Genomic DNA, 24,841 nt, shown 5'->3' on the forward strand with positions numbered 1-24,841 from the left:
TAAAATCACCTTCTGGACGCTGTTCGTGGGATTCCACGGCACCTTCCTCGTCCAGCACTGGCTCGGCGCGGAAGGCATGGTGCGCCGTATCCCCGACTATCTCGCGGCCGATGGATTCACCGCCCTGAACACCGTCTCCACCATTTTCTCCTTCCTGCTGGGCCTGTCGATCCTGCCGTTCCTGTACAACGTCTGGAAGACGGCGAAGTACGGCGAGAAGATCGAGGTCGACGACCCCTGGGGCTATGGCCGTTCGCTGGAGTGGGCGACGTCCTGCCCGCCGCCGCGGCACAACTTCCGTACCCTGCCGCGTATTCGCTCCGAATCCCCGGCATTCGATCTGCACCACCCGGAGATCGCGCACGAGATCGCCGCCTTGGCGGACGCCGAGGACGCCGCCGCCACCGAAATCGGGGCACGCACATGAGCGAGGGAACGCGGATGGGCGCAGACATGCGGAAGGCCGCCGGAACGGGGAGCGGTGGAGGAATGCGGAGGGCCGCGGAAATGCAGCTGGACCAGGCCGTCAACGAGATCGAGGGTTTTCTCCTCTGGGAGGCGGAGAAAGACCGGGCACGTACCCGCGCGGAGGCATTCTGCGCCGGCCTGCCCTGGCTCACCGACACCCAGCGGCGGGAAGTGGAGCTGCGCTACTGCCAGGACCAGCGCGAGACGTCCCGGGCCTACCTGGAGCGCATCGCGACCCGCAGCACCGCTTTGCGGACCGAATACCAAGGCGTCTACCGGGCCCTGCGGCGCCGGCTGATCACCGGGTTCCTGGCCGGCACGGTGGCCGTGGCGGCGCTGGCGGTCATGGCGGCCGTCGGGATGAGCACACGCTGAGAGGGTGACGCCCGCTCGGGGAACGGCCGTCACCCGTGGCCCAGCGGGGTGCTCAGCCGGTGACGGTGATCTGGGAGGCGGGATCGGTGGTGTCGCTCACCGTATAGGCGGCGTTGAACGTCGAGCTGGTCGCGCTGGTCGGACAGCCGAAACCGCCCACCACCTTCACCGGCACCGACGCGTTGGTGAAGGTGAGGGTGGACGGCGCGCCATTGGTCCAGCTGCCGTTCACCGTTGTCGCCGAGGTGGGAGCCGCCGTCACCGTGCAGGACGCCAGCCCGCTGGTCTTGAGCACGAACCCGCCGGCCGGGATGGTCAGTCCGGCGGTCACCGGCGTCCCGTACTGCATGGCCACGCCCCAGGTGCCGGTCGTGGTGACGGTCGCGGCGACGCCCGGCATGCTCGTCGTGCAGGAGCCGTAGGTCGCCGGGGTGGTGGAACTGCTCACCGGCCCGGCCGGGTTCTGGTTACCGGGCGCCGCCGGGACCTGCCCACTGGAGACCGAGGTCTTACAGGTGACGGTCACCGAACCGGCCTTGAAGGTGGCCTTGCCGCTGAGCGTGGCCGTGAAGCCGTGACCGGCGGGGCTCACGGTCGTAGACGGCGCGGCGGCGGCCGGTGTTCCGGCCGGCTGGGCGGTCGCGGGGCTCGTGACGGCGAGTGCCAGGCCGAGCGCCGCGACGATTCCGGTTCCGGCGGTGCGTAAGGCGCGCTGACGGGGCGTACGGCGGGTGGGGTGCGTCATCGCCATCGTGGTTCTCCTTCTGAGGGGTGAGGTGCCGGAGGAGAGATACGGGCAGCGGTCCGCCCCGTACGCGGACGAGGGCGTGGGGGTACGCGTACGGGCGGACGGTGTACGGCGGGCGGGGGTTGCGGATGCCCTAGATGAATGAGTCCGATGTTCTCAGTGGTCCTTACGTTGTTCATGGTTTGGTCCAGCCATTCGTAGGGTTGGGTCATCCGAGGGGTGCGAGGTGTGGCTTTCAGTGGTCTGCCGACCGTGGCTTCCTACGACTGGCCGCCTCGCACCCCGCGACGACTCGGCCGCTGATTGGGATTTGCGAACAGATCGCTGTGTAAGGACCTGCCGGCGAGGTCGTCTGCGGACACGACGAGCACGAGCGCCGGAGGGGTAATGGGCCGTGTATGGGCCGGGGTGGACATCGGCAAGACGCACCACCACTGCGTGGTGATCGATCTGGAGGGCAAGCACCTGCTGTCACGGCGGGTGGCCAACGACGAGCCTGAACTGCTCGCCCTGATTGCCGAAGTCTTGGACCTTGGCCATGAGACGACCTGGGCTGTGGATGTCACACACGGCGGCGCCGTCCTGCTGCTGGGCCTCCTGGCCAACCACGGCCAGCCTGTGTTCTACCTGCCTGGCCTGGCCGTCAACCGGGCGACGGCCGGCTACCGCGGCCAGGGAAAGACCGACGCCCGGGACGCGGCGATCATCGCCGACCAGGCCCGCATGCGCCGCGACCTGGAGCCGGTACGGCCCGACGCGGAAGCCATCGCCGAGCTGAAGATCCTCACCGCCCGCCGGACCGACCTGGTCGCCGACCGCACCCGCACCGTCAACCGACTGCGTGAACAACTCCTGGGCATCTGCCCTGACCTGGAACGGGCACTGGACATGACCAACCGCGGGCCACTGGTCCTGCTGACCGGTTACCAGACCCCGGCGGCCCTGCGCCGGATCGGCGTCAAGCGGCTGGAGACCTGGCTGCGCAATCGCAAGGTCCGCAGCGCAGCCGACCTCGCCGCTGCCGCGGTCGAGGCCGCCGAACGGCAGCACACCGCACTGCCCGGCGAGAAGATGGCCGCGCAGATGGTGCACGGCCTGGCAAAGGAGGTGATCGCCCTCAACGAGAAGGTTGACGAGATCGACAAGCTCATCGAGGGACGGTTTCGCAGCCACGACCAGGCCGAGGTGATTGCCAGTCTGCCCGGGATCGGCCCGTTGCTCGGCGCTGAGTTCCTGGCCGCCACCAGCGGCGACATGGCCCGGTTCGGCACCTCGGACCGCCTGGCGGGGTTCGCGGGCCTGGCTCCGGCACCCCGAGATTCCGGGCGTATCAGCGGCAACCTGAAGCGCCCGGCCCGCTACCACCGCGGGCTGCAACGGGTCTTCTACACGTCCGCGCTGATCAGCATCCGGTGCTGCGAAGAGTCCCGCCGCTTCTACGACCGCAAGCGTGCTGAGGGCAAACGGCACGTGCAGGCAGTGCTCGCTCTGGCCCGCCGAAGGGTCAACGTCCTGTGGGCCCTGCTGCGTGACGGACGGTGCTACCAATCCACACCACCCGTCACGCTTGCCGCTTGACATCTCTATTGGGAGTCGTAGGCGATGAGTGATCGTTTGGTCTTGGCGCCGGTGGTCCAGTTGTGCCAGATGGCTGTGGCGAGGGCGAGGAGTCGTTGGCCGGTGCGGGCGAAGACTCCAGCAGGTGTCCTGGCTCCGTGCTGTTCCAGGCTGAGCTGGCCTTTGGGTGTGTCGAAAACGGACTCGATCCATTGACGGACACGGGCCAGGCGACCGTGTCGGACAGGTTCGCCTTTGCGGTCCGGCCGCACCAGGTGGACCCCCAGTCGCTCGGTGAGGAATGCCTTGAACTCCCTTCCGGCGAAGCCTTTGTCGGCGAGGATCACCTGCCCGGTGCGGATGAGGTGATGGTCGCGTTCCAGGAGCGCGGTCATCACCTCCCGTTCGCCGAGTTTCGGGTGGGCCAGGCACCAGGACACCGGCATGCCCTCGGCCGTGGTCAGCAGGTAGAGCCGCAATCCCCAGAAGAAGCGGGAGTGGCTGCGGCAGTAGCCGTAGCCGGCGTGTCCGGCCAGGTCGGAGCGTTTGACGGTCTCGCGGGAGGCTGCACAGGGCAGTGGGGTGGAGTCGATCAGCCGCAGGTCGTCGTGCCAGGTCGGCACCTGACTGGCCAGGGCTTCGATCACCTGCGAGATGAGTGGGCCGGCGGCGTTGAGCCGCTTGTTGTAGGCGGATTGCTGGGGAAGGTAGCGGAAGAGGTGTCCCAGCCGGGCATGGGCGAAGCGGATCCAGTGCCGGGCTGAGGGAAAGCCCAGCAGGACCTGTGCGACAGCCAGGCACAGCAGTTCGGCGTCTGTCAGTTTCGGGGGTCGCCCGATCCGGCGACAAGGGGCCACATGGTCGTCGATGAACACGTACAGTGCCGCCAGAAGGGCGTCCAGGTCAGAAGTCACACTCAGGCCAACGGACGCCCTTCGCCATGGTCGCGGCCAGCACAAACATCGGACTCAATCATCTAGTGGTCGCAGGGCGCGGGCGTGGTTCCGGGGGCCCCGGGGGTTTCGGGCTCCGTCGGGGCGACCGGCTGCCAGGCGAAGATCATCGAGCCGCCGAGGATCCCGATGACGGTGCCGATCAGAAAGCCGCCGAGGTTGGACATCACCAGCGCGGCCGCCGCGCACAGCACGGTGAGCACGCCCGCGAGGCCCCGGTAATACGGCGCGAACCACGCCGAGAGCCCCATCACGATCATCACCAGCCCCATCAGGACCGACGGGATGCCGGCGATCCCCTGTTGCAGCATGATCTTCAGCGGTGCCAGGGGGATGGCGCAGATCTCGGCGCCGGCGATGACGGCCGCCAGACCGCCCCAGAAGGGCCGCCCCCGCCGCCAGCGCCGCCAGGTCAGAAGCATTCCTTCTTGCCCTTGGAGATCTTCATACTCAGACCGGACAGCTTGAAGGTCCCCGCGTTGGTGGCCCAGGCGGTCTGCCGCAGCTTGCTGATGCTGACGTCATCCGCCTGCTGGGCGAAGAGGTCCTGCATGCCCTGAGCGCCGTCCGGCCCCTTGTCGAGGGTGGAGGCGTCCCGGCCGATCTCGATCCGGTGGAAGGACGCGTTGCCGGAGAGCTGGGTGGCGTCCACGAACAGATCGGTGGCCTCGACGGGCGTACTGCCCGTACCGGCGCTGAGGTTGAGCGAGATATCGCCGACGACAGGCAGGTGGGTGACGACCGACTGGCACAGATGGTCCAGCCGGGCGGTCTTGATGGCGGTGACGGCGACCGGCAGGAGATCTCCCCTGGCGTTCGTGTCCACACTGCCGTACTGGGCGAAGCCGTCGCCCTTGAGGCTGTCCGCGGAGACCTTGAACTGCTGTCCCGAGACGGCGAACGACGCCGCCAGTGCCCCATTGGCCAGGGCGATGCCCAGGGCGGCGGTGCCGGCGAGCGCCGGGACGGACAGCACGGCGAACTTCCGCCAGCTGATGCGTCCCGTGACAGGTCTGCCGTGTGCGTCCTTCATGGTGGTATGTCCCCTTCGGAGAGCGGTGGAGCGCACTTGTCGAAACGCGTGGGGGATGCGTGAGCGCAGGGTTGCGCGTGGTGCGGAAGACGCGCGGACGAGCCGGGGTGAGCGCGGGGGGAGCGTGCGGCTCGGGCGCGGGCGGTGCGGAGCGAGCGCGCGCCGGAGGGCGAACCGCCGAGTTGTTACTGGCGAGTTGAATGTAAGTCTGCCCATGACGGCTGGCAAGGTTGAGGGAGGAACTGGTTTCGGACATACCGCTGGTCCGGCTTTCTCTGGCACGGCTTCCCGCGCACCGGCTGGCGGTCAGCGGGTACTACGGGCAGGGCGGGAGCACCACGGTCGCCCATGGGTCCACGCACCGGCGGGACGCCCACCCGACGCGATCGGGGTGAGCGTCCCGCCCGTATGCCGTTCCGTCTCCGCTGCCGACTCCTGGGCAGCGGCGCGGCCGTCAACCGTAGTGAACCTGGAGTTCCTTGACGCCGTTGAGCCAGGCCGAGCGGAGCCGGCGCGGGTCGCCCGCCAGGGAGATGCCGGGCATGGCGTCCGCGAGGGCGCCGAAGATCAGGTTGATCTCCAGGACCGCGAGCGACTTGCCGAGGCAGAAGTGCGGGCCACCGCCTCCAAAACCCAGATGGGGGTTGGGGTCCCGGGTGATGTCGAAGACCTCGGGGCGGTCGAACACCTCCGGGTCGTTGTTGGCGGAGGAGTAGAAGATCCCCACCCGCTGACCCTTCTTGATCTTCGCGCCGCCCAGCTCGGTGTCCTGGGTGGCGGTGCGCTGGAAGGAGACCACCGGGGTCGCCCATCGCACGATCTCCTCGGCGGCCGTCTCGGGGCGCTCGCGCTTGTAGAGCTCCCACTGGTCGGGGTGGGTGAGGAAGGCATGCATCCCGTGGGTGATCGCGTTACGGGTGGTCTCGTTGCCGGCCACCGCCAGCAGCAGCACGAAGAAGCCGAACTCGTCGGAGCCGAGGTTCCCTTCGTCCTCCGCGGCCACCAGTTGGCTCACGATGTCCTTGGCCGGGCATTCCTTGCGCACCGCGGCGAGATTCATCGCGTACGAGATCAGCTCCGTGGCCGCGTTCAGGCCGACCTCTTCGGTGATGGCCAGTTCGGGATCGTCGTACGCGACCATCTTGTTCGACCAGTCGAAGATGCGCGCCCGGTCGTCCTGGGGGATGCCGATGAGCTCCGCGATGGCCTGGAGGGGGAGTTCGCAGGCGATATCGGTGACGAAGTCCCCGGAGCCGTTCCGGCGCGCCTCGGCGACGATCTGCGCCGCCCGGTGGCGCAGCGCGTCCTCCAGTGCCCGTATTGAGCGCGGGGTGAAGCCGCGCTGCACGATCTGCCGGACCCTGGTGTGCTCGGGCGGGTCCATGTTCAGCATGATGAGTTTCTGTACGTCTATCTGGTCACGGGTCATGGCCGCGTTGAACCGGATGATCGAGGTGTTGAGGCTCGCGGAGAAGATCTCCGGCTTGGTGGACACCTCCTTGACGTCCTGGTGACGGGTGACGACCCAATACCCGTCGTCACCGAAGCCGGCGATGCCGTGCGGCTGGGCGTTCCACCACACGGGCGCGGTGCGCCGCAGCTGGGCGAACTCGGGGAGCGGAACACGGGACTGGTAGACGTCGGGGTCGGTGAAGTCGAACCCATCGGGCAGCGCGGGACATGGCATCGGCGACTCCTGGTCCATCCGGCGTCTGACGGTTCATCAGATATGGGTCGCGGTGAAGGTAATGACCCGTTCTGCAAGTGGCAAGGGGTGCGGCGACTCCGGTTGTGGACAAGGGGCTTGCACGCCCCTTGCGCCCCGGGGGCCGTCTCATAAGACTGTTTGTAGAACTAGAACGGGTACTAGTTCTTCTTCCGTGGGTGCCGGGCCATCCGCGGACGCGAGGAGAGGACGAGTCAGTCATGGCCGCGGAACCCGTCATCGTCGAAGCAGTACGCACCCCCATCGGTAAGCGCGGCGGCGCGCTCGCCAACCTCCATCCCGCCTACCTCCTGGGGGAGACCTACCGCGAACTCCTCGCCCGTACAGGCATCCAGCCGGACTGCGTCGAACAGATCGTGGGCGGCACCGTCACCCACGCCGGCGAGCAGTCCATGAACCCGGCCCGCAACGCCTGGCTGACGATGGGCCTCCCGTACGAGACAGCTGCCACCACCGTGGACTGTCAGTGCGGATCCTCGCAACAGGCCAACCACATGGTCGCCAACATGATTGCGGCCGGGGTCATCGACATCGGCATCGGCTGCGGCGTCGAGGCGATGTCCCGGGTGCCGCTGGGCAGCGGCTCCAAGCACGGCCCCGGCAAGCCCTGGCCCGACGAGTGGAACGTCGACCTGCCCAACCAGTTCGAAGCGGCCGAACGCATCGCCCGCAACCGGGGGCTGACCCGCGAGAACGTCGACTCGCTCGGCCTCATCTCGCAGGAGCGGGCGGCCGCAGCCTGGGCCGAGGAGCGCTTCAAACGGGAGACCTTCGCCGTCCAGGTGCCCACCACGGAGGACGAACAGGCCACGGGGCAGGGCATGTGGCGGCTGGTCGACCACGACGAGGGACTGCGCGACACCAGCATGGAGGCGCTCGGCGGCCTCAAGCCCGTGATGCCGACCGCCGTCCACACGGCGGGCAACTCCTCACAGATCTCCGACGGCGCCGCCGCACTGATGTGGGCCTCCAAGCGCATGGCGCGCGCCCTCAAACTCAAACCACGGGCCCGCATCGTGGCTCAGGCACTGGTCGGCGCCGATCCGCACTTCCATCTGGACGGTCCCATCGACGCCACCCGCGCGGTGCTCGGCAAGGCCGGTATGTCCCTCAAGGACATCGACCTGGTCGAGATCAATGAGGCCTTCGCCTCTGTCGTGCTCTCCTGGGCGCAGGTCTTCGAGCAGGACCTGGAGAAGGTGAATGTGAACGGCGGCGCCATCGCCCTCGGCCACCCGGTCGGAGCCACCGGCGCCCGGCTCCTGACCACCGCACTCCACGAACTCGAACGCAGGGACAAGGAATTCGCCCTGATCACCATGTGCGCGGGCGGGGCACTGGCGACGGGGACGATCATTCAGCGGTTGTAGCGGTTGTGGCGGTTGTGGCGGTTGTGGCGGTTGTGGCGGCGAGCCGGCGGCCATCGACGGCGGTTACGCGAAGGGGACGGGGGTGTTCCGGCGCCCTCTCCCCAACCTGAGGAAAACCGCAGCTGAGTTGTGCGGAAAGCCGCATTCTGCGAGGCGCGCGATCTCCGTAGCGTCGACGACATGACGAACAGATCACCGCGGCAGCGCTCCTCTTCCTCTCTCACCTCCTCGCCATTACCTCCGGCAGCGGCCGGTGCAGGGGGTGCCTCCGGTGAGTCGGCCGCATCCGGTGGGCCGGCCGGGCCGGGGGCCTCGCGGGGGCCACGACGCGTCTCACGTGGCCTGGCCGCCGTCGCCGCCCTCGTGCTGGTGGCGCTCACCACGGCCCCGGCCCTCGCGGCGCCGTCGGCATTCATGACGCAGTCGGCGGAGCCCGGACAGCCCGGACAGACAGTCCACGCAGTCACCGCCGCGCACACCGGCCAGGCACGCGGGACGCTCCTCTCGCTCAAGCCCCTCGGCCGGCAGACACGGGCCGAGGTCATCTCCCAGGCACAGAAACAGGGCCTGGAGACCGGCTCCGCCCGGCATGGCGTCGCCGCCTACCGTCTGACCTACCGCACGATCACCCCCGACGGCCGCCCCACCGCCGCCTCCGGCCTGCTCGCCCTCCCCACGGGTGGCGGCTCGCGGCCGCTCCCGCCCGTCATCCACACCCACGGCACCCTCGCCTACCGCGGCTACGCCCCCTCGATGACGGACGGCCCGGACCGGGCGGTCTCGGTGCTGTACGCCTCGGCCGGCCGCGCCGCCATCGCCCCCGACTACCTCGGCCTCGGCACCGGTCCCGGAAGCCATCCGTACATGGACGCCCGGTCCTCCGCCGCGGCCTCCCTCGACATGCTCCGGGCAGCCCACACGGCCGCACGGGAACATTGGGTCACCCTCGACCGCAAGGTGTCCCTCACCGGCTTCTCCCAGGGCGGACAGGTGGCCATGGCACTGGGCCGTGAGCTGAACCGCGGCGCCGATCGCCGCTTCCGCCTCGGCATGCTCGCTCCGGTCGGCGGGCCGTTCGACCTCGTCGGCGAGGAACTCCCCGGCATGTTCGACGGCCGCATCGACCCCCGGTCCGCCGTCTTCTACCTCTCCTTCTTCCTCACCGCCCAGAACCGTCTGCACCCGCTCTACGACGACCCCGCCGAAGTGTTCCGCGCCCCCTACGCCGACCGGGTCGAGGAGCTCTTCGACAGCGAGCATCCGGCGGAAGAGATCGCGGGCAAGCTGCCCGAACGCCTCGAAGATCTGCTGACGGACACCTGGTACCAAAAGCTCCGGCACCCCTCCGGCGCTCTGCTGGACGTGCTCCGCGCCAACGACCGCACCTGCGACTGGAAGCCGGGCCGGGACGTGCGGATAACCCTCTACTCCGCCACCGGCGACCGGGACGTCCCCATAGCCAACACCCGCAGCTGTGCCCGGCAGTTGGCCGGTCAGGGCGCCAGGGCCACGGTCGTGGACCAGGGCGCCGACGCCGACCACTACAGGTCATTCCTGCGCTCGCAACCGTCCATCGCCCGCACACTGCCGGTCGCCCGCTGATACGGCTCCGGAGGATGCCGGGGGCGTGCAGCGAGACGACTGACGATCACCGCCCCAGGCAGGGAGGGGCACACCCAGGAGCAGAAGGGAGGCAGAAGCCGGGGTCACCGCACGCGGGGCGACGGCACCCGGGGTCACCTCACCGGGACGTGGCCTCTCGGGGCAGATCGGGAGTGAAGGAGGAAGGGACGTCGAAGGCCGCGCGGCGGGTGGCGCGGCGCAGCGCCCGGAGGACGGTGCCCCCGAGCGTGCAGGTGAGGATCACGGTGACCAGGGCCCGGGGGAGGTCCCAACCGAGGGAGGTGGCAAGGCAGTAGGCGAGATAGCGGGCCAGATTCTGATCGAGCGGGTCGCCGGGGACGAAGGAGACCCCTGAGGTCAGGCCGGCGATATAGGGCCAGCCCTGGAGGTTCATGATCAGGCCGTAGAGGACGGCGGAGACGGCTCCGTAGGTGGCGAGCAGGGCGAGTTCACCGCGGCCGCGCAGCCGGTCGGGCCCCGGCAGCAGGCCGGCGCCCATCGACACCCACCCCATCGTCAGCATCTGGAACGGCATCCAGGGCCCGACACCGCCGGTCAGCAGCGCGGACGCGAACATCGCCACCGAACCCAGTACGAACCCGAACCCGGGCCCGAGCACCCGACCCGACAGCACCATCAGGAAGAACATCGGCTCGATGCCGGCGGTCCCCGCGCCCAGCGGGCGCATGGCGGCCCCGGCCGCGGCCAGGACGCCGAGCATGGCGATGGCCTTGGCGTCCAGGCCGGTGTCGGCGATGGTTGCCACGACAACGGCAAGCAGCATCGGCAGCAGCGCGGCGAACAGCCAGGGCGCGTCCTTGGAATGGGCGAGCCCGGAGGCGGAGTCGGCGAGCAGCGGCCAGCCGAAGGCCATCACGCCGATGGCCGAGATCAGGGCCAGCGCGGCGATGGAGCGGGGACCTAGCCGCACGGCACGGGCCTGGCGGCCGGGGTTGGGGCGGCCGGAGCCGGGCCCGGGGCGGCCGGGGCCGGAAGCAGAATCGGAGCCGAGGCTGGGACCGGAGCCGGGCCCGGCGCCCTCCCGGCGGGGTGCAGGCACGGTCATGCGAGGGCCTCCAGGGCGCGGGCCACCTGGGGAACCGTCAGCCAGGGCAGCGGGGCGAGGACCTTGGCGACCTGCGGCGCGAAGGAAGGAGAGGAGACCACGACCTCGTCGGTGGGACCGTCGGCGACGATCTCGCCGTCGGCGAGGATGACCACGCGGTGCGCCAGTTCGGCGGCGAGTTCCACGTCATGGGTGGCCAGGACGATGGCGTGGCCCTCGGCGGCCAGGGTGCGCAGCACCTCGATCAGCCGGGCCTTGGCGGCGTAGTCCAGGCCGCGGGTGGGCTCGTCGAGAAGGAGCAGTGGTGGACGGGCGGTCAGCACGACCGCGAGGGCCAGCGCGAGCCGTTGGCCCTCGGACAGATCACGGGGGTGAACGGAGTCCGGGACATCCGGCAGCAGCCGGGCGACCAGAGCCCGGCAGCTGCCGGCGGGGGCGTCCGCGTCCTGGTCGGCCGCGGTGCACTCGGCGGCGACGGTATCGGCGTAGAGGAGGTCACGAGGTTCCTGCGGGACCAGACCGACATGTCGCAGGAGGTCCCGGGGGCTGGTGCGGTGCGGGACGGCGCCACCGACCCGCACCGTGCCGGACGACGGCTGATGCATCCCGACGAGGGTGGTGAGCAGGGTGGACTTCCCCGCACCGTTACGTCCCATCAGGGCGACCGTCTCGCCACCCCGCACGGTCAGATCCACCCCGTGCAGCGCCTCGGTCCGACCCCGGCGCACACCGAGCCCCGAGACCTCCGCGGCAGCATCCGGTGCTCCCGGCTCGGGCCCCGCGTTCCTCGCGGGCGCCTGCGGCGGGACCTCCGCCAGCTGCTCGCGCAGGGGGGCGGCCTTGCGGCGGGCGTCGCGTACGGAGAGGGGGAGCGGGGACCAGTGGGCGAGGCGGCCGAGGGCCACGACCGGGGGGTGGACGGGGGAGACGGCCATGATGTCGGCGGGGGTGCCCATGACTGGGGGCGCGCCCGGGGAAGGAAGGAGGATGACCTGGTCGGCGTACTGGACCACGCGCTCCAGCCGGTGTTCGGCCAGCAGGACCGTGGTGCCGAGGTCATGGACCAGCCGCTGGAGGACGGAGAGCACCTCTTCCGCGGCGGCGGGGTCGAGTGCGGAGGTCGGCTCGTCCAGGACCAGGACCTTGGGGTGGGTGGTGAGGACCGAACCGATCGCCACCCGTTGCCGCTGTCCGCCCGAGAGCGTGGTGATCGCGCGGTCGCGCAGCTCGGCCAGGCCCAGCAGGTCGAGGGTCTCCTCGACCCGGCGGCGCATCACCTCAGGGGGGAGGCCGAGCGATTCCATGCCGTAGGCGAGTTCGTCCTCGACGGTGTCCGTGACGAAGTGCGCCAGTGGGTCCTGGCCCACGGTGCCGACGACATCGGCCAGTTCGCGCGGTTTGTGGGTGCGGGTGTCCCGGCCGTCGACGGTGACCCGGCCGTGCAGGGTGCCGCCGGTGAAGTGCGGGACGAGACCGCAGACGGCGTTCAGGACGGTGGACTTGCCGACGCCGGAGGGGCCGACCAGGAGACACAGTTCGCCCTCGGGGACGGTCAGGTCGACGCCCTGGACGGCGGGCGCCGCGGCATCGCCGTAGGTGACCGAGACCTGCTCGAACCGGATCACGGGGTGGGCTCCTTCGTACACGGATCGACATCAGAGGCACGGCGACGCCCACGGGACGCAGCACGGGACCCGGCCCGGTCCGCGCTCGACGGGAGCGGGGCGACGAACGCGGGAAGCAGCCCCACGAGAACGGAAACGGCCGGCCAGAGGGGGAGAACGGGGGTGGTGAGCGGGACGGCGGGCGGATGCAGCGCGGCCGGTGCATAGTCGTTCGCCCAGATCATCAGGGCGGCGACGGCCATGCCGGAGCCCGCGACCAGCCAGGCGCGGGCGCCCCACCGCTCGGGCCGGTAGCGGCTGCGCACCGAGCGGCGGCCCCCGAGCCACAGCCCGGCGAGCGCCGCCGCCAGCCCGGCGAGCAGCAGCGGCAGCCCGTAGCCGCTCCCGGTGTCCCCCAACAGCCCATAGGTTCCGGCGCAGACCCCGAGCAGCCCGCCGAGGGTGAGCACGGAGGTGAGGTGGCGTACGGCGGGCGGTACTTGGGCGCTGCGGCCGTAGCCGCGTGCGTCCATGGCCGCGGCCAGCGCCACCGAGCGCTCCAGCGCGCCCTCCAGCACCGGCAGTCCGACCTGGAGGAGTGCCTTGACCCCGCGGTCGGGGCGCCCGCGTAGCCGGCGGGCGGCGCGCAGCCGCTGGACGTCGGCGACCAGGTTCGGGGCGAAGGTCATCGCCACGACGACCGCGACGCCCGCTTCATAGAGCGCACCGGGCAGGGACTTCAGGAGCCGGGCCGGGTTGGCGAGCGCATTGGCGGCGCCCACACAGATGAGGAGAGTGGCCAGTTTCAGTCCGTCGTACAGGGCGAAGACCATGCCCTCCGCGGTGACCCGGCCGCCGATCCGGACGCCCTTCGCCCAGTCCGGCAGCGGCACTTCGGGCAGCGTGACGAGGGTGTGCGTACCGGGGATCGGCGAGCCGAGAAAGAAGGCGAAGACCAGCCGGATGACGATCACGACCAGCCCGAGCTTGACGAACGCGCCGTACGAGCGGGCCCACGGCGCATCCGTACGACGCGCCGCGACGACATATCCGGCCACCCCCACCAGCAGCCCCAGCAGCAGAGGATCGGTGGTGCGGGAGGCCGCGGTGGCCAGGCCCAGCGCCCACAGCCACCAGGCGCCGGCGTGCAGCGCGGTGGTACGGGTCGCCTGCGGGGCGCTCATCCGCGTCGGCGGCGTGCCTGCCACACCGCTGCCGCACCCAGGGCGACGACGACCGCGGCCCCGCCGAGCAGTCCGGCGGACGGCCCCCCGTCGACACTCCCACCGCCCCCGTCCTTCCCGTCGGCACGGCCCTCCGCCGCTCCCGCGGACGAAGCAGCGGAGGACGCGGACCCCTTCGCCCCGTCCTTCGCCCCGTCCGTCGCGCCGTCCTTCGGGCCGTCCTTCGATCCGTTCACCGCCTCCGCGCATCCCGCCTTCGGATACCCGGCGATCGCACAGAGCAAGGCATTGGCGTCGTAACGCAGCGGCCGGGCGACCGCCGCCAGCGCCTCGCCCGCCGAGGCGTCCTCGGCCACCTGCGCACACTCCGTCCTGGCCGCCGGCGGCCGCTCGCCGCCGGGCGCGTCCGCCGCGGTGCCGAAGTCCAGCACGATGCCGATCCGCTTGCGGCCGTCCTTGGCGGGGGTGTCGCGGCAGATCGCATCGAAGTCGGCGGCCGGGCGCGGCTTACCGGCCCCGGCGGAGTCGGCGCCGAGGGTGAAGCGGAAGCCCGCGACCGCGCCGTCGGCCGGACGCTGAGTGGCCGGCCCCTCGGTGGCGTACGCCCAGGAGCCGCCCTTGCCGTCCCAGAACGACCAGTAGCGGTACTCCTGCGCCTGCGCGGGCCCGGCGGCCAGGCCGGTGACCGTACCGGCCAGCAGTACGGCGCCGGCGATCCTGGTCCGCCGCATCAGAGCTGGTTCTTCTTACGGCTGCTCAGCAGGAACCCGATGCCGGCGCCGAAGGCGAGGCCGACGCCGATGACCCACCACACGCTGATGCCGCCGCCGTCCGTGGCGCCGTCGGCGTCCCCGGTGTCCTTCTGCGCCGCGGCGGCCGGCTTGGGACCGGTGGCGTTGAGCGCGGCCACCAGGTCGGTGCCGCCGAAGGAACGCGGGTCGGTACCGGTGGCGTGCGCGGCCAGCACCAGCTGGGCGTACGCGGCGGGTCCGTTCTGCTTGGCCCAGTCCGTGGCGTTCTTCTCCAGCCACTTCAGCGGCTTCGCGGCAGCGGCACCGTGCCCGCCCGCCGCCAGCGCCACCACCGCGTCGGCGGTGTTGCCGACATCGGGCTGCTTCTCGGCGCCCGGCATCGCGGAGAGCAGATGCTGCCCGTTCTTGTCGAGCTGCGCGACGAGGTAGGCATCGCCACCCGCCGCGGCCCGCGCCGACTCGTTCTTCTTCGCGTCCCCGCCGTCCTTGCAGTTCAGCGGCTTGACCGGAGCGTCTGCCCGCTGGTCAGCGGGCGCCACGACGAAGCCCTTGCCGAGCGCTCCGGTCGCGGCGGCCGCGGTGGCGTCGGCGTTCGGGGCGGCGCCCTTGAGCTGGAAGGTGAACGCGCCGCGCTCGCCCTCCTTCGCGTCGCAGCCCAGCTGGAAGGTGAGCAGCCCGTCGTACGGGGTCTTGCCGCCCTTCTTGGAGGTCACGGACCGCGGCTTCTCGCCCGCCGCCGCGAGCGCGCCGATGACCACGGACGTGGAGTTGGCGTCGCTGGCCGAACCGGGCATCGAGCTCCAGCCGCCGTCATCGTTCTGCACCGATTTCAGCCAGCCCACGGCCTTTTGCACGGTGTCACCGTGCCCGCCGAGCGCGGCCAGCGCCTGCACCGCGGCCGCAGTCTGGTTGGTGTCCCGCATGGTCTTGGCGTCACAGGGCTTGCCGGGCTCGGCACGGAAAGCGGTGAACGCGCCGTCGGCGCACTGCTGCCCGACCAGCCAGCGCACGCCGGACGCCGCCGGCCGCACCCCCACCGTGTCCTGCGCGAGCAGCGCGAGCGACTGCCGCCACACCCCGTCGTACTGCGGGTCCTTGGTGCCGTACAGGCCGTCCGGCAGCTTCTTGGGGGACGCGGACGGGGCGGCGTCGTCGGCGTACGCGGCGGGGGCAGCGGCCGCGCCCAGCACCGCCGCGGCCGCCAGCGCCGTGGCGGCGCGGCGCGCCAGGAAGGCGACGGGGTGCGTCAGGGGGGCCTGGTGAGCCATGGAAGCCATGGGGGCCATCGGGTCGGTGCCTCTCGGGTCGGGTCGCGGAGATGTACGCAGCCGCGCTCGGCCGACCGCCCGCGCGGCCATCCCCCTGGATCGCGGACGCGGTGGCACCGGGCTCAGCTCCGTATACCTCGACGGTGCCGCGCACCGGCCGTCCCTGTGGCGGACGGTTCCGGTGGCGGGAGCCTTGGTCGTGCCCCCTCGGGTGCTCCGGCTCGTACGGCCGTCCTGCCGGGCCAGCCGGCGCGGTACGGACGGGCCGTCCTCACGGTTGCGGGTCAGCGCCGGATTTCCACCGGCTTCCCCCGATCGGGTACGGATGAATTTGTCCCGCACACCTTAACCGGCACCGGGCGGGCGCTCGCTCGCCCGTACGAGCCGACGAAATCCGGCACGAGCCGGAGGGAGCGGCGCGCGCGCCGGGCACGGGCGCGGCACGGGCCGGGCGCACCGGCGCCGGGTACGAAAGGCCCGCCCCCTCACACCGCCCGATACCGCACCGGATCCGACCCCGGCACCCACTCCGCCCGCCCCTGCTTCACCAGCCGGCGCAGATGGGCCTCGGCCTCCGAGACGGCGATATTGCGGGATCCGTAAGGGATCTGCTCCCACGGGCGGTTCCACTCCATGGCCACGGCGAGCTGCCAGACGGTGCGCGGTTCCTGGAGCAGGGATCCGAGCTGGGCCAGCCGCTCTTCGTGGTGGGCGATGAGGGTGCGCACCCGGCCGCCGGCGTCGGTGAACGCGTGCTGATGGGCGGGCAGCACCTCGGCGGGGTCGAGCCGGCCGACGCGCTCGAGGGAGTCGAGGTAGTCGCCCAAGGGGTCGGCGTCCTCCCCGGAGCCCGCCATGCCGTGCGGGCCGGGCGGGCTCCCCTCCTCGTCCGGGGCCTCGTACAGGCCGATGTGCGGGGTGATGCCGGGCAGGAGGTGGTCGCCGGAGAACAGCCGGCCGAAGCCGGGCGTCCGCGCCGAGGGGTGCTCCTCCTCCAGGTGGAGGCACACATGGCCGGGGGTGTGGCCGGGCGTCCAGATGGCGCGTACCCGGCGCCCCGGCAGGTCGAGCAGTTCGCCGGGGTCGATGCCGCGGTCCGGCAGCGCGGCCCGCCGGCCGGGCAGCTTCCGGCCGTTCCCTGTGGCGCGGGCCTTCCGCAGGGGCGCCAGATGGTCGTCCGGTGCGCCCGCCGCCGTGAGTTTGGCGAGCAGGTAGTCGAGCCACTGGCCCGGTTCGGCCGCGCGGGTGCGGCGGACCACCGCGGTGTCGGCGGCGTGCATCGCGATCCAGGCGCCGGAGACCTCCCGGACCTTGGCGGACAGACCGTGGTGGTCGGGGTGGTGGTGGGTGATCAGGACGCCGTGGAGGTCGGTGAGGGCGAACCCGCAGGCGGTGACGCCGGCGACGAGGGTGTCCCAGGAGTCCGGGTCGTCCCAGCCGGTGTCGATCAGCACCGGCCCGCGGTCGGTCTCCAGGAGGTGGACGAGAGTGTGGCCGAGCGGGTTGTCCGGGATGGGGACGGGGATGCTCCACACCCCGCCCTTGTGGTCGGTCACCTGCGCGGTCATCCCGGTCCCCTCTCGGTGCGGCATACACCCGGTACCCGGCCTCACTATAACTAGAACTGGTTTCAAAGCGGCTTGAAGTGCCCCCTCGGGTGGGGTGAGTTGGGATTCGGTCGGCGCCGTGGACTCCTCCAACTAGAACTGGTATCAGTTCCTGGGGTGTACGTGGCCTGATGCCTCGTCAGCAAACCCATCACGCCGAGGCACCTCCGAGGCGCGTCCTAGGGGCCTCGGCAACAACAGCGAACCGGCAACAACAGCGAACCGGCAACAAGCGCGAACCGGCAACGACATCGAACCGGCAACGACATCGAACCGGCAGGGACCGCCGGAACAGGCGGCCGACCCGCAGGAGGCGGCAGCGATGAGCGACCTCGTCGAGCACGGAAAGCTCTACATAGGCGGTGAGTGGGTCGATCCGGCCGGCCGGGACACGATCGAGGTCGTCTCGCCGCACACCGAACAGGTCATCGGCCGGGTGCCGCACGCCTCGCGGGCCGATGTCGACCGTGCGGTGGCCGCGGCCCGTACGTCCTTCGCGTCCGGGGTGTGGGCGAACGCCCCGTTGGCGGACCGGATCGCGGTGGTGACCCGTATCAAGGACGCCTTCGCGGCCCGCAGTGAGGAGATCGCCAAGGTCATCAGCGCGGAGAACGGCACCCCGTTCACCTCCGGCGTCATGGTGCAGTCGCTGGCCGCGATGCTGGTGTGGGACGCCGCGCTCACGGTGGCCCGTGACTTCCCGTTCGAGGAGCGGCGGGGCGGGGTGCTGGGGCCGCTGCTGGTGCGGCGGGAACCGGCCGGGGTGGTCGCGGCCGTGGTGCCGTGGAATGTCCCGCAGTTCACCGCCGCCGCCAAGCTCGCGCCGGCGTTGCTGGCCGGCTGCTCGGTGGTGCTGAAGGTGTCACCGGAGACCCCGCTGGACGCGTATCTGCTCGCGGAGATCGCGACGGAGGCCGGACTGCCGGCGGGGGTGCTGTCGATCCTGCCGGCGGACCGCGAGGTGAGCGAGTACCTGGTCGGGCACCCCGGCGTGGACAAGGTGTCGTTCACCGGCTCGGTGGCGGCCGGCAAGCGGGTCATGGAGGTCGCGGCTCGCCACCTCAGCCGGGTCACGCTGGAACTCGGCGGCAAGTCCGCGGCCGTGATCCTGCCGGACGCGGATCTGGACGCGGCGGTGGCCGGCATCGTGCCGTTCGCCTGGATGATCAACGGCCAGGCGTGTGTGGCCCAGACGCGGATCCTCGCCCCGCGCAGCCACTATGACGAGATCGCCGAGCGGTTCACCGCGGCGGCCTCGGCGCTCACCGTCGGCGACCCGCTGGATCCGGCCACCGAAGTCGGCCCGCTGGTCGCCCGCCGTCAGCAGCAGCGCTCACTGGACTACATCGCGCTCGGACAGCAGGAGGGCGCCAAGGTGCTGACCGGCGGCGGCCGCCCCAAAGGGCAGGCCACGGGCTGGTACGTCGAGCCGACCCTCTTCGGTGAGGTCGCCAACTCCATGCGGATCGCCCGTGAGGAGATCTTCGGCCCGGTCATCTGTCTGCTGCCGTACGACGACGAGGCGGAGGCGGTACGGATCGCCAACGACTCCGACTACGGGCTCTCCGGCTCGGTGTGGACGGCCGACGTCGACCACGGCATCGAGATCGCCCGGCAGGTGCGCACCGGCACGTACTCGGTGAACACCTTCAGCATCGACATGCTCGGCCCGTTCGGCGGCTACAAGAACTCCGGCATCGGGCGGGAGTTCGGGCCCGAGGGCTTCGGCGAATACCTGGAGCACAAGATGATCCATCTGCCGGCGGGTGCCTGATGGGGGACCGCTGGCAGGTGGTGGTGGACCGGAACGTCTGCATCGGGTCGGGGATGTGCGCCGCGGCGGCGCCGGACGGCTTCCGCCTCGACTCGGCGCGGCAGTCGCATCCGGCGGCGCCGGAGACGGACGCCGCCGAGAGCGTGCTGGCCGCGGCCGAGGGATGTCCCGTGGAAGCGATCACCCTCACCGTGGCCGACAGCGGCGAGGCGGTCTTCCCGCCGGAGGAATGAGCGACGGCCGCACGGCCGGGGAACGACGGCCCGGGGCGCGGGGCGGGAGCCCCGTGGCCGGGGGCCCGTAGGGGGCGCGCGGCGGAGTCCCGTAGGGGGCCGGTGGGCCCCTTGCGGGCCAACTACCCATGGCAGAGGCGGGGTTAACGCGCGCGGGCCGACGAGGATGGTACGGCCCCACGTGCCGGTGGTACGGCCCCAGGCGCCCGCCCTCAGCGCCCCCGGCCCCCCGGCCGGTCCCCCGACGTGACCTCGATCAGGCGGCAGACCGTCTCGATGTCTATCTTCACCTGGGCGATCGAGGCGCGGCCCGAGAGCCAGGTGATCAGGGCCGAGTGCCAGGTGTGCTCGATGACGCGGACCGCGGAGAGCTGCTCGGGGGTGGCGGGGCCGTCCAGGCCCATCGCATCGAGGATGATCGCGGTGGTCAGCCGGGAGACGGTGTCCACCTCGGGGCTGACGGAGCGGTCTGCGAAGGTCAGTGCGCGCACCATCGCGTCCGCGAGATGCGGCTCGCGCTGGAGCGCGCGGAACGCCCGCATCAGGGTCTGGGCCACCCGTGCGCCCGGGTCCTGCTCCGACGGCGGGCGTTTGCGCAGCGTCTCGTGCATGTGCTGGAGCTGGTCCTGCATGGTGGCGACCAGCAGATGCACCTTGGAGGGGAAGTAGCGGTAGAGGGTGCCGAGCGCGACGCCCGAGGACTCGGCGACCTCGCGCATCTGCACGGCGTCGAAGCCACCACGGGACGCCAGCTTGGCGCTGGTGTGCAGGATGCGGCGGCGCCGGGCCTCCTGACGCTCGGTCAGGGGAGGACTCGCGGGAAGGGTCGGTCTGGCCGCCTTGGATTCCGTAGTCATATTTCCCATTCCGTGGCATTCCGTCCGCGATGCGGCGAGTGCCGGTGGTGTGCTCGGCACAGCATGGCAGGGGGGCGGGTGGTGGCGCGAATCACCTGGTGCGGCTCTTTTCGCTTCGTTCTCGGCCGGTAGATTCGAAGCTCGGTGAACTGATCAGTAGCCAATAAGTTCTGAAACTTGTTCTAGATTACCGCCAGCGGTTACGCTCCGGCGAAAGTCCAGTGAGAAGGGGGCCGAGCGTGACCGCAGAGGCCGTCCAGGCAGCCGCGCCTCGCCCCGCAGAGGCCACCCCGGCCTCCGCCCCGACGAACGGCGAGCGTCCCCTGCGGATCGCGATGCTCACGTATAAGGGGAACCCGTTCTGCGGCGGCCAGGGCGTCTACGTACGGCACCTCTCGCGCGAACTGGCCCGCCTCGGCCACTCCGTCGAGGTCATCGGCGCCCAGCCCTACCCCGTCGTCGACGACGGGGTGACCCTGACCGAGCTGCCCAGCCTGGACCTCTACCGCCAGCCGGACCCGTTCCGTACGCCGAAGCGCGGTGAGTACCGCGACTGGATCGACGCCCTGGAAGTCGGCACGATGTGGACCGGTGGTTTCCCCGAGCCGCTGACCTTCTCGCTGCGGGCCCGGCGCCATCTCGCCGCCCGCCGAGGCCAGTTCGACGTCGTCCACGACAACCAGACCCTCGGCTACGGCCTGCTCGGCGGCCCCGGCGCGCTCGGCGCCCCGCTGGTCACCACCATCCACCACCCCATCACCGTCGACCGCCGGCTGGACCTGGCGGCCGCCGGCGGCTGGAAGCGCCGGGCCTCCGTCCGCCGCTGGTACGGCTTCACCCGTATGCAGAAGCGGGTGGCCCGGCGGCTGCCGTCGGTGCTGACCGTCTCCGGATCCTCCCGCCAGGAGATCGTCGATGACCTCCGGGTGGCCGCCGACCGGATCCATGTGGTGCATATCGGCGCCGACACCGATCTGTTCTCGCCGGATGCCTCGGTGCCCGAGGTGCCCGGCCGGATCGTCACCACCTCCAGCGCGGATGTCCCCCTCAAGGGGCTGATCCACCTCGTCGAGGCGCTCGCCAAGGTGCGCACCGAACAGCCCGACGCGCATCTGGTGGTCGTCGGCAAGCGCGCCGACGACGGGCCGGTCGCCGCCGCCATCGAGCGGCTCGGCCTGTCCGGCGCCATCGAGTTCGTCAAGGGCATCAGCGACCCCGAACTCGTCGACCTGGTGCGCAGCGCCCAGATCGCCTGTGTCCCCTCCCTCTACGAGGGCTTCTCGCTGCCCGCCGCCGAAGCGATGGCCACCGGCACGCCGTTGCTGGCCACCACCGGCGGCGCCATCCCCGAGGTCGCCGGCCCGGACGGCGAGACCTGCCTCGCGGTGCCCCCGGGGGACGCCGGTGCGCTGGCGGGCGGACTGCTCCGCCTGCTGGGCGACGAGACGCTGCGCCGCCGGCTCGGCGCGGCCGGACGGGAGCGGGTGCTGGCCCGCTTCACCTGGCGGCAGGCCGCCCTCGGCACCGCCGAGCGCTACCGCGAGGCCATCGCCCTCCAAAGAGGCCGGGCCGGCGCCCGCACCCTCCCCGGGGCGGCGTCCGGCGGGGCCGCCGGCACCGCGACCGCGCCGAGTGCCGCCGGGCACGTCTAGTGGCCCGACCGGCCCGTAGTTCCTTCCGCAGCCACCACCGCCACCAACCGCCGGACGAAAGCTGAACGCCGTGCTGACCGTCGACTTTTCCCGTTTCCCGCTCGCTCCGGGCGACCGTGTGCTTGACCTGGGGTGCGGCGCCGGCCGGCATGCCTTCGAGTGTTACCGGCGCGGCGCGCAGGTCGTCGCCCTCGACCAGAACGGCGAGGAGATCCGCGAGGTCGCCAAGTGGTTCGCCGCGATGGAGGAGGCGGGTGAGGCCCCGGCGGGCGCCTCCGCCACCGCCATGGAGGGCGATGCGCTGAACCTGCCGTTCCCCGACGACAGTTTCGATGTCGTGATCATCTCCGAGGTGATGGAGCACATCCCGGACGACAAGGGCGTGCTCGCCGAGATGGTCCGGGTGCTGCGCCCCGGCGGCCGGATCGCGGTCACCGTCCCCCGTTACGGCCCCGAGAAGGTCTGCTGGGCGCTCAGCGACGCCTACCACGAGGTCGAGGGCGGCCATATCCGCATCTACCGCGGCGACGAGTTGCTGGGCAAGATGCGGGAGGCCGGTCTGGAGCCGTACGGCACGCACCACGCGCATGGGCTGCACAGCCCCTACTGGTGGCTGAAGTGCGCCTTCGGGGTGGACAACGACAAGGCGCTGCCGGTGCAGGCGTACCACAAGCTGCTGGTCTGGGACATCATGAAGAAGCCGCTGGCCACCCGGCTCGCCGAGCGGGCCCTGAACCCCGTCATCGGCAAGAGCTTCGTCGTTTACGCCACCAAGCCGCATCTGCCCCAGGCGGCCACCGCCGAGCCGGCCGCCGCGGAGGCGAGCGAGTCCGCCGCCTCCGCCACCCCGGCCACCGAGCCGGCGGCCGGGACCGCCGCCAAGGCCCGCAAGCCCGCGGCGGGCACCAAGTCCGGTGCCAAGGCCCCCGCCAAGTCCGGTGCCAAGCCTGCCGCCAAGACCTCCGCCAAGCGCTCCGCCGGGGCCGCCAAGTGACAAGTCCCGGGCGTACCGAACGGCTCGTCCTGCCGGGGGTGCTCACCGCCGAGCAGGCCGCCCGCACCGTGGCCGGCATCCTGGCGACCCAGCGGCCGGACGGCGCGATTCCCTGGTTCCGGGGCCACCACCTCGATCCGTGGGACCACACCGAGGCCGCCATGGCCCTGGACGCGGCCGGCGAACACGAGCGCGCCGAGGCCGCGTACGACTGGCTGGCGCGGCACCAGAACCCGGACGGGTCCTGGTACGCGGCCTACGCCGACGGCGACGCCGAGGAACCCACCGACCGCGGCCGGGAGACCAACTTCTGTGCCTATCTCGCGGTCGGCGTCTGGCACCACTACCTGTCCACCGGCGACGAGACCTTCCTCGACCGCATGTGGCCCGCGGTGCATGCCGCGACCGAGTACGTCCTGGAGCTCCAGCAGCCCGGCGGCGAGATCGGCTGGAAGCGCGAGGACGACGGCAGGTCCGTCAACGACGCGCTGCTGACCGGCTCGTCCTCCATCTACCAGGCGCTGCGCTGTGCGCTGGCGCTCGCCGAACAGCGCGAGGAGCCGCAGCCCGACTGGGAGCTGGCCGTCGGCCGCCTCGGCCATGCGATACGCAGCCACCCCGAGCGGTTCCTGGACAAGTCCCGCTACTCCATGGACTGGTACTACCCGATCCTCGGCGGCGCGGTCCGCGGCGCACAGGCCCGTGAGCGCATCGACGCGGACTGGGAGCAGTTCGTCGTGCCCGGTCTGGGCGTGCGCTGTGTGCTGCCCAACCCCTGGGTCACCGGCGGCGAGAGCGCGGAACTGGCGCTCGCTCTGTGGGCGATGGGGGAGTCCGAGCGGGCCGTACAGATCCTCAAGTGGATGCAGCACCTCCGCGCCGAGGACGGCATGTACTGGACCGGCTATGTCTTCGACGACGACGCGATCTGGCCACAGGAGCGCACCTCCTGGACCGCCGGCTCGCTGCTGCTCGCGGTGGCCGCCCTGGGCGGCGACGAGGCCACGACCACGGTCTTCGGGGGCGAGCAGCTGCCGACGGGGCTCGATCCGGACTGCTGCCGGCAGGCGGAGGCGTAGGCGGGGACTCGGGGCCGTAGGGAGGTTCCGTAGGGGCCCTGTACGGGACCTCCCCTACGGCCCGCAAAAAGAAGAGGCCGCACCGGGGAACCGGTGGCTACTGTGCGCCGCATGACTCTCCAAGGCTCACTCAGTCACGACGCCTACTGTGCCCATCTCCTGGAAGAGACCACGAAGTTCCGGGAGATACTGCGCGACGCCGATCTGTCCGCGACCGTGCCCACCTGCCCGGACTGGACGCTGGCCGATCTCGCGCGGCACGTCGGCGGCGCCCACCGCTGGGCCGGCACCCTCGTCGCCACCCGGTCCGCCACGGACCTCGACGAGGCCGATATTCCCGAGGGGGACGGGCCCGAGGGGGACGACGCGGCGGCGCTGGACGCCTGGCTCGCGGCCGGGGTGGAACAGGCCGTGGCGGCGCTGCGTGAGGCCGGCCCCGATACCGGGGTCTGGACCTGGTCGCCAGTACAGCGGGCGGGCTTCTGGGCCCGCCGGATGACCCACGAGACCGTGATCCACCGCGCCGACGCCGCACTCACCGCGGGGGCCGCCTTCGACGTCCCGCCCGAGGTCGCCGCCGACTGCCTGGAGGAATGGCTTCAGTTGTGCGCCCTGCCACTGTTCACGGCGCGCCTCGCGGAGCCCGGCGGGCAGCTCTTCGGACCCGGCCGCACCCTCCACCTCCACGCCACCGACACCTCGCCCGAGCTGAACGCGGAGTGGCTCCTCGACCTCACCGGCGAGCGGCTCGTCCACCGCCGCGCGCACGAGAAGGCCGCGGTCGCGGTGCGCGGCCCGCTCACCGACCTCCTCCGGGTGCTCTACCGCCGGCTGCCCGCCGACAGCGGCCGGGTCGAGGTGCTGGGCGAGCGCGCACTGCTCGACCGGTGGCTGGCGTGGGCCTCGTTCCAATGAGCC

The 24,841-nt window shown here is 71.4% G+C and carries 23 protein-coding genes and 1 riboswitch; of the genes, 11 read left to right on the top strand and 12 right to left on the bottom strand.

Annotated features, from left to right (window positions below; genetic code table 11):
- Both AC3EUV_RS18910 and AC3EUV_RS18915 read left to right on the top strand, forming a co-directional pair.
- On the top strand, positions 1–427 hold a 427-nt coding region (locus AC3EUV_RS18910; protein ID WP_435603402.1), incomplete at its 5' end, for a cbb3-type cytochrome c oxidase subunit I.
- A gap of 80 nt (positions 428–507) precedes the next feature.
- Positions 508–843 (top strand): hypothetical protein, encoded by a 336-nt coding sequence (locus AC3EUV_RS18915; RefSeq protein WP_435603403.1) that lies wholly within the window; start codon positions 508–510, stop codon positions 841–843.
- A 52-nt stretch (positions 844–895) separates the two neighbouring features.
- Here the strand turns inward: AC3EUV_RS18915 and AC3EUV_RS18920 are convergent, their stop codons facing one another.
- Positions 896–1,594: a hypothetical protein gene (locus AC3EUV_RS18920; RefSeq protein WP_435603404.1), complete on the bottom strand. Its 699-nt coding sequence runs from the start codon at positions 1,592–1,594 to the stop codon at positions 896–898.
- 384 nt (positions 1,595–1,978) lie between these two features.
- Between AC3EUV_RS18920 and AC3EUV_RS18925 the strand changes: the two genes are divergently transcribed.
- The gene (locus AC3EUV_RS18925) at positions 1,979–3,169 is read left to right on the top strand and encodes an IS110 family RNA-guided transposase (RefSeq protein WP_432147152.1); all 1,191 of its coding nucleotides are present in this window, start codon (positions 1,979–1,981) and stop codon (positions 3,167–3,169) included.
- A 5-nt stretch (positions 3,170–3,174) separates the two neighbouring features.
- Here the strand turns inward: AC3EUV_RS18925 and AC3EUV_RS18930 are convergent, their stop codons facing one another.
- From AC3EUV_RS18930 to AC3EUV_RS18945, 4 genes are all read right to left on the bottom strand, one after another.
- The gene (locus AC3EUV_RS18930; RefSeq protein WP_435603405.1) at positions 3,175–4,062 is read right to left on the bottom strand and encodes an IS982 family transposase; all 888 of its coding nucleotides are present in this window, start codon (positions 4,060–4,062) and stop codon (positions 3,175–3,177) included.
- A gap of 62 nt (positions 4,063–4,124) precedes the next feature.
- The gene (locus tag AC3EUV_RS18935; protein WP_435603406.1) at positions 4,125–4,523 is read right to left on the bottom strand and encodes a DUF6114 domain-containing protein; all 399 of its coding nucleotides are present in this window, start codon (positions 4,521–4,523) and stop codon (positions 4,125–4,127) included.
- The gene (locus tag AC3EUV_RS18940; protein WP_432146734.1) at positions 4,514–5,134 is read right to left on the bottom strand and encodes a DUF6230 family protein; all 621 of its coding nucleotides are present in this window, start codon (positions 5,132–5,134) and stop codon (positions 4,514–4,516) included. Before AC3EUV_RS18940 ends, AC3EUV_RS18935 begins: the two co-directional genes overlap by 10 nt.
- Positions 5,135–5,588: 454 nt before the next feature.
- Complete coding sequence (locus AC3EUV_RS18945) at positions 5,589–6,821, bottom strand: cytochrome P450 (protein ID WP_435603407.1); 1,233 nt, start codon at positions 6,819–6,821, stop codon at positions 5,589–5,591.
- A gap of 239 nt (positions 6,822–7,060) precedes the next feature.
- Between AC3EUV_RS18945 and AC3EUV_RS18950 the strand changes: the two genes are divergently transcribed.
- Entirely contained in the window at positions 7,061–8,230 is a 1,170-nt protein-coding gene (locus AC3EUV_RS18950; protein WP_387238800.1) for a steroid 3-ketoacyl-CoA thiolase, read from the top strand.
- A 363-nt stretch (positions 8,231–8,593) separates the two neighbouring features.
- Positions 8,594–9,832, top strand: coding sequence for an alpha/beta hydrolase family protein (locus AC3EUV_RS18955; protein WP_435603408.1), 1,239 nt, complete (start codon positions 8,594–8,596; stop codon positions 9,830–9,832).
- A gap of 139 nt (positions 9,833–9,971) precedes the next feature.
- Here the strand turns inward: AC3EUV_RS18955 and AC3EUV_RS18960 are convergent, their stop codons facing one another.
- The 6 genes from AC3EUV_RS18960 to AC3EUV_RS18985 all read right to left on the bottom strand — a co-directional run bounded on the left by AC3EUV_RS18960 (position 9,972) and on the right by AC3EUV_RS18985 (position 17,295).
- Entirely contained in the window at positions 9,972–10,919 is a 948-nt protein-coding gene (locus AC3EUV_RS18960; RefSeq protein WP_432146737.1) for an ECF transporter S component, read from the bottom strand.
- A complete protein-coding gene (locus tag AC3EUV_RS18965) occupies positions 10,916–12,544 on the bottom strand; it encodes an ABC transporter ATP-binding protein (RefSeq protein WP_432146738.1) in 1,629 nt (542 codons plus the stop codon). The genes AC3EUV_RS18960 and AC3EUV_RS18965 overlap by 4 nt, the downstream gene beginning before the upstream one ends.
- Positions 12,541–13,707 carry a CbiQ family ECF transporter T component gene (locus AC3EUV_RS18970; protein WP_432146739.1) on the bottom strand — a complete coding sequence of 389 codons (1,167 nt, stop codon included), beginning with the start codon at positions 13,705–13,707 and terminating at the stop codon, positions 12,541–12,543. The genes AC3EUV_RS18965 and AC3EUV_RS18970 overlap by 4 nt, the downstream gene beginning before the upstream one ends.
- Positions 13,704–14,438, bottom strand: a complete 735-nt coding sequence (locus AC3EUV_RS18975; RefSeq protein ID WP_432146740.1) for an SCO2322 family protein — start codon at positions 14,436–14,438, stop codon at positions 13,704–13,706. The genes AC3EUV_RS18970 and AC3EUV_RS18975 overlap by 4 nt, the downstream gene beginning before the upstream one ends.
- Entirely contained in the window at positions 14,438–15,745 is a 1,308-nt protein-coding gene (locus tag AC3EUV_RS18980) for an SCO2321 family membrane protein (RefSeq protein ID WP_435603409.1), read from the bottom strand. Before AC3EUV_RS18980 ends, AC3EUV_RS18975 begins: the two co-directional genes overlap by 1 nt.
- 223 nt (positions 15,746–15,968) lie before the next feature.
- Positions 15,969–16,090: riboswitch (cobalamin riboswitch) on the bottom strand.
- Positions 16,091–16,212: 122 nt separating this feature from the next.
- Complete coding sequence (locus AC3EUV_RS18985) at positions 16,213–17,295, bottom strand: Strvi_7410 family MBL fold metallo-hydrolase (RefSeq protein WP_435603410.1); 1,083 nt, start codon at positions 17,293–17,295, stop codon at positions 16,213–16,215.
- Positions 17,296–17,656: 361 nt separating this feature from the next.
- Here AC3EUV_RS18985 and AC3EUV_RS18990 point away from each other — a divergent pair, with 361 nt between their 5' ends.
- Positions 17,657–19,108, top strand: coding sequence for an aldehyde dehydrogenase (locus AC3EUV_RS18990; protein WP_435603411.1), 1,452 nt, complete (start codon positions 17,657–17,659; stop codon positions 19,106–19,108).
- Entirely contained in the window at positions 19,108–19,341 is a 234-nt protein-coding gene (locus tag AC3EUV_RS18995) for a ferredoxin (protein ID WP_168478885.1), read from the top strand. Before AC3EUV_RS18990 ends, AC3EUV_RS18995 begins: the two co-directional genes overlap by 1 nt.
- 212 nt (positions 19,342–19,553) lie before the next feature.
- Here AC3EUV_RS18995 and AC3EUV_RS19000 read toward each other — a convergent pair whose 3' ends face one another.
- Positions 19,554–20,198 carry a TetR family transcriptional regulator gene (locus AC3EUV_RS19000; RefSeq protein WP_435603412.1) on the bottom strand — a complete coding sequence of 215 codons (645 nt, stop codon included), beginning with the start codon at positions 20,196–20,198 and terminating at the stop codon, positions 19,554–19,556.
- Positions 20,199–20,437: 239 nt separating this feature from the next.
- On the opposite strand from AC3EUV_RS19000, the gene AC3EUV_RS19005 reads away from it, so the two are divergent.
- From AC3EUV_RS19005 to AC3EUV_RS19020, 4 genes are all read left to right on the top strand, one after another.
- Positions 20,438–21,850, top strand: a complete 1,413-nt coding sequence (locus tag AC3EUV_RS19005; RefSeq protein ID WP_435603413.1) for a glycosyltransferase family 4 protein — start codon at positions 20,438–20,440, stop codon at positions 21,848–21,850.
- A 70-nt stretch (positions 21,851–21,920) separates the two neighbouring features.
- Positions 21,921–22,844 (top strand): class I SAM-dependent methyltransferase, encoded by a 924-nt coding sequence (locus AC3EUV_RS19010; protein WP_432146746.1) that lies wholly within the window; start codon positions 21,921–21,923, stop codon positions 22,842–22,844.
- Positions 22,841–23,923, top strand: coding sequence for a prenyltransferase/squalene oxidase repeat-containing protein (locus tag AC3EUV_RS19015; protein ID WP_435603414.1), 1,083 nt, complete (start codon positions 22,841–22,843; stop codon positions 23,921–23,923). The genes AC3EUV_RS19010 and AC3EUV_RS19015 overlap by 4 nt, the downstream gene beginning before the upstream one ends.
- A 111-nt stretch (positions 23,924–24,034) precedes the next feature.
- On the top strand, positions 24,035–24,838 hold the full coding sequence (locus AC3EUV_RS19020; RefSeq protein ID WP_435603415.1) for a maleylpyruvate isomerase family mycothiol-dependent enzyme: 804 nt from the start codon (positions 24,035–24,037) through the stop codon (positions 24,836–24,838).
- Positions 24,839–24,841 lie beyond the last annotated feature (3 nt).

The sequence above is a fragment of the Streptomyces sp. bgisy130 genome (genome assembly GCF_057708345.1).

Bases quoted from the DNA above. Each gene is read 5' to 3' on its own strand.
- AC3EUV_RS18915 (WP_435603403.1), top strand. From the start codon at position 508: ATGCAGCTGGACCAGGCCGTCAACGAGATCGAGGGTTTTCTCCTCTGG.
- AC3EUV_RS18920 (WP_435603404.1), bottom strand. From the start codon at position 1,594: ATGGCGATGACGCACCCCACCCGCCGTACGCCCCGTCAGCGCGCCTTA.
- AC3EUV_RS18925 (WP_432147152.1), top strand. From the start codon at position 1,979: ATGGGCCGTGTATGGGCCGGGGTGGACATCGGCAAGACGCACCACCAC.
- AC3EUV_RS18935 (WP_435603406.1), bottom strand. From the start codon at position 4,523: ATGCTTCTGACCTGGCGGCGCTGGCGGCGGGGGCGGCCCTTCTGGGGC.
- AC3EUV_RS18940 (WP_432146734.1), bottom strand. From the start codon at position 5,134: ATGAAGGACGCACACGGCAGACCTGTCACGGGACGCATCAGCTGGCGG.
- AC3EUV_RS18945 (WP_435603407.1), bottom strand. From the start codon at position 6,821: ATGCCATGTCCCGCGCTGCCCGATGGGTTCGACTTCACCGACCCCGAC.
- AC3EUV_RS18950 (WP_387238800.1), top strand. From the start codon at position 7,061: ATGGCCGCGGAACCCGTCATCGTCGAAGCAGTACGCACCCCCATCGGT.
- AC3EUV_RS18960 (WP_432146737.1), bottom strand. From the start codon at position 10,919: ATGACCGTGCCTGCACCCCGCCGGGAGGGCGCCGGGCCCGGCTCCGGT.
- AC3EUV_RS18970 (WP_432146739.1), bottom strand. From the start codon at position 13,707: ATGAGCGCCCCGCAGGCGACCCGTACCACCGCGCTGCACGCCGGCGCC.
- AC3EUV_RS18975 (WP_432146740.1), bottom strand. From the start codon at position 14,438: ATGCGGCGGACCAGGATCGCCGGCGCCGTACTGCTGGCCGGTACGGTC.
- AC3EUV_RS18980 (WP_435603409.1), bottom strand. From the start codon at position 15,745: ATGGCCCCCATGGCTTCCATGGCTCACCAGGCCCCCCTGACGCACCCC.
- AC3EUV_RS18985 (WP_435603410.1), bottom strand. From the start codon at position 17,295: ATGACCGCGCAGGTGACCGACCACAAGGGCGGGGTGTGGAGCATCCCC.
- AC3EUV_RS18990 (WP_435603411.1), top strand. From the start codon at position 17,657: ATGAGCGACCTCGTCGAGCACGGAAAGCTCTACATAGGCGGTGAGTGG.
- AC3EUV_RS18995 (WP_168478885.1), top strand. From the start codon at position 19,108: ATGGGGGACCGCTGGCAGGTGGTGGTGGACCGGAACGTCTGCATCGGG.
- AC3EUV_RS19000 (WP_435603412.1), bottom strand. From the start codon at position 20,198: ATGACTACGGAATCCAAGGCGGCCAGACCGACCCTTCCCGCGAGTCCT.
- AC3EUV_RS19020 (WP_435603415.1), top strand. From the start codon at position 24,035: ATGACTCTCCAAGGCTCACTCAGTCACGACGCCTACTGTGCCCATCTC.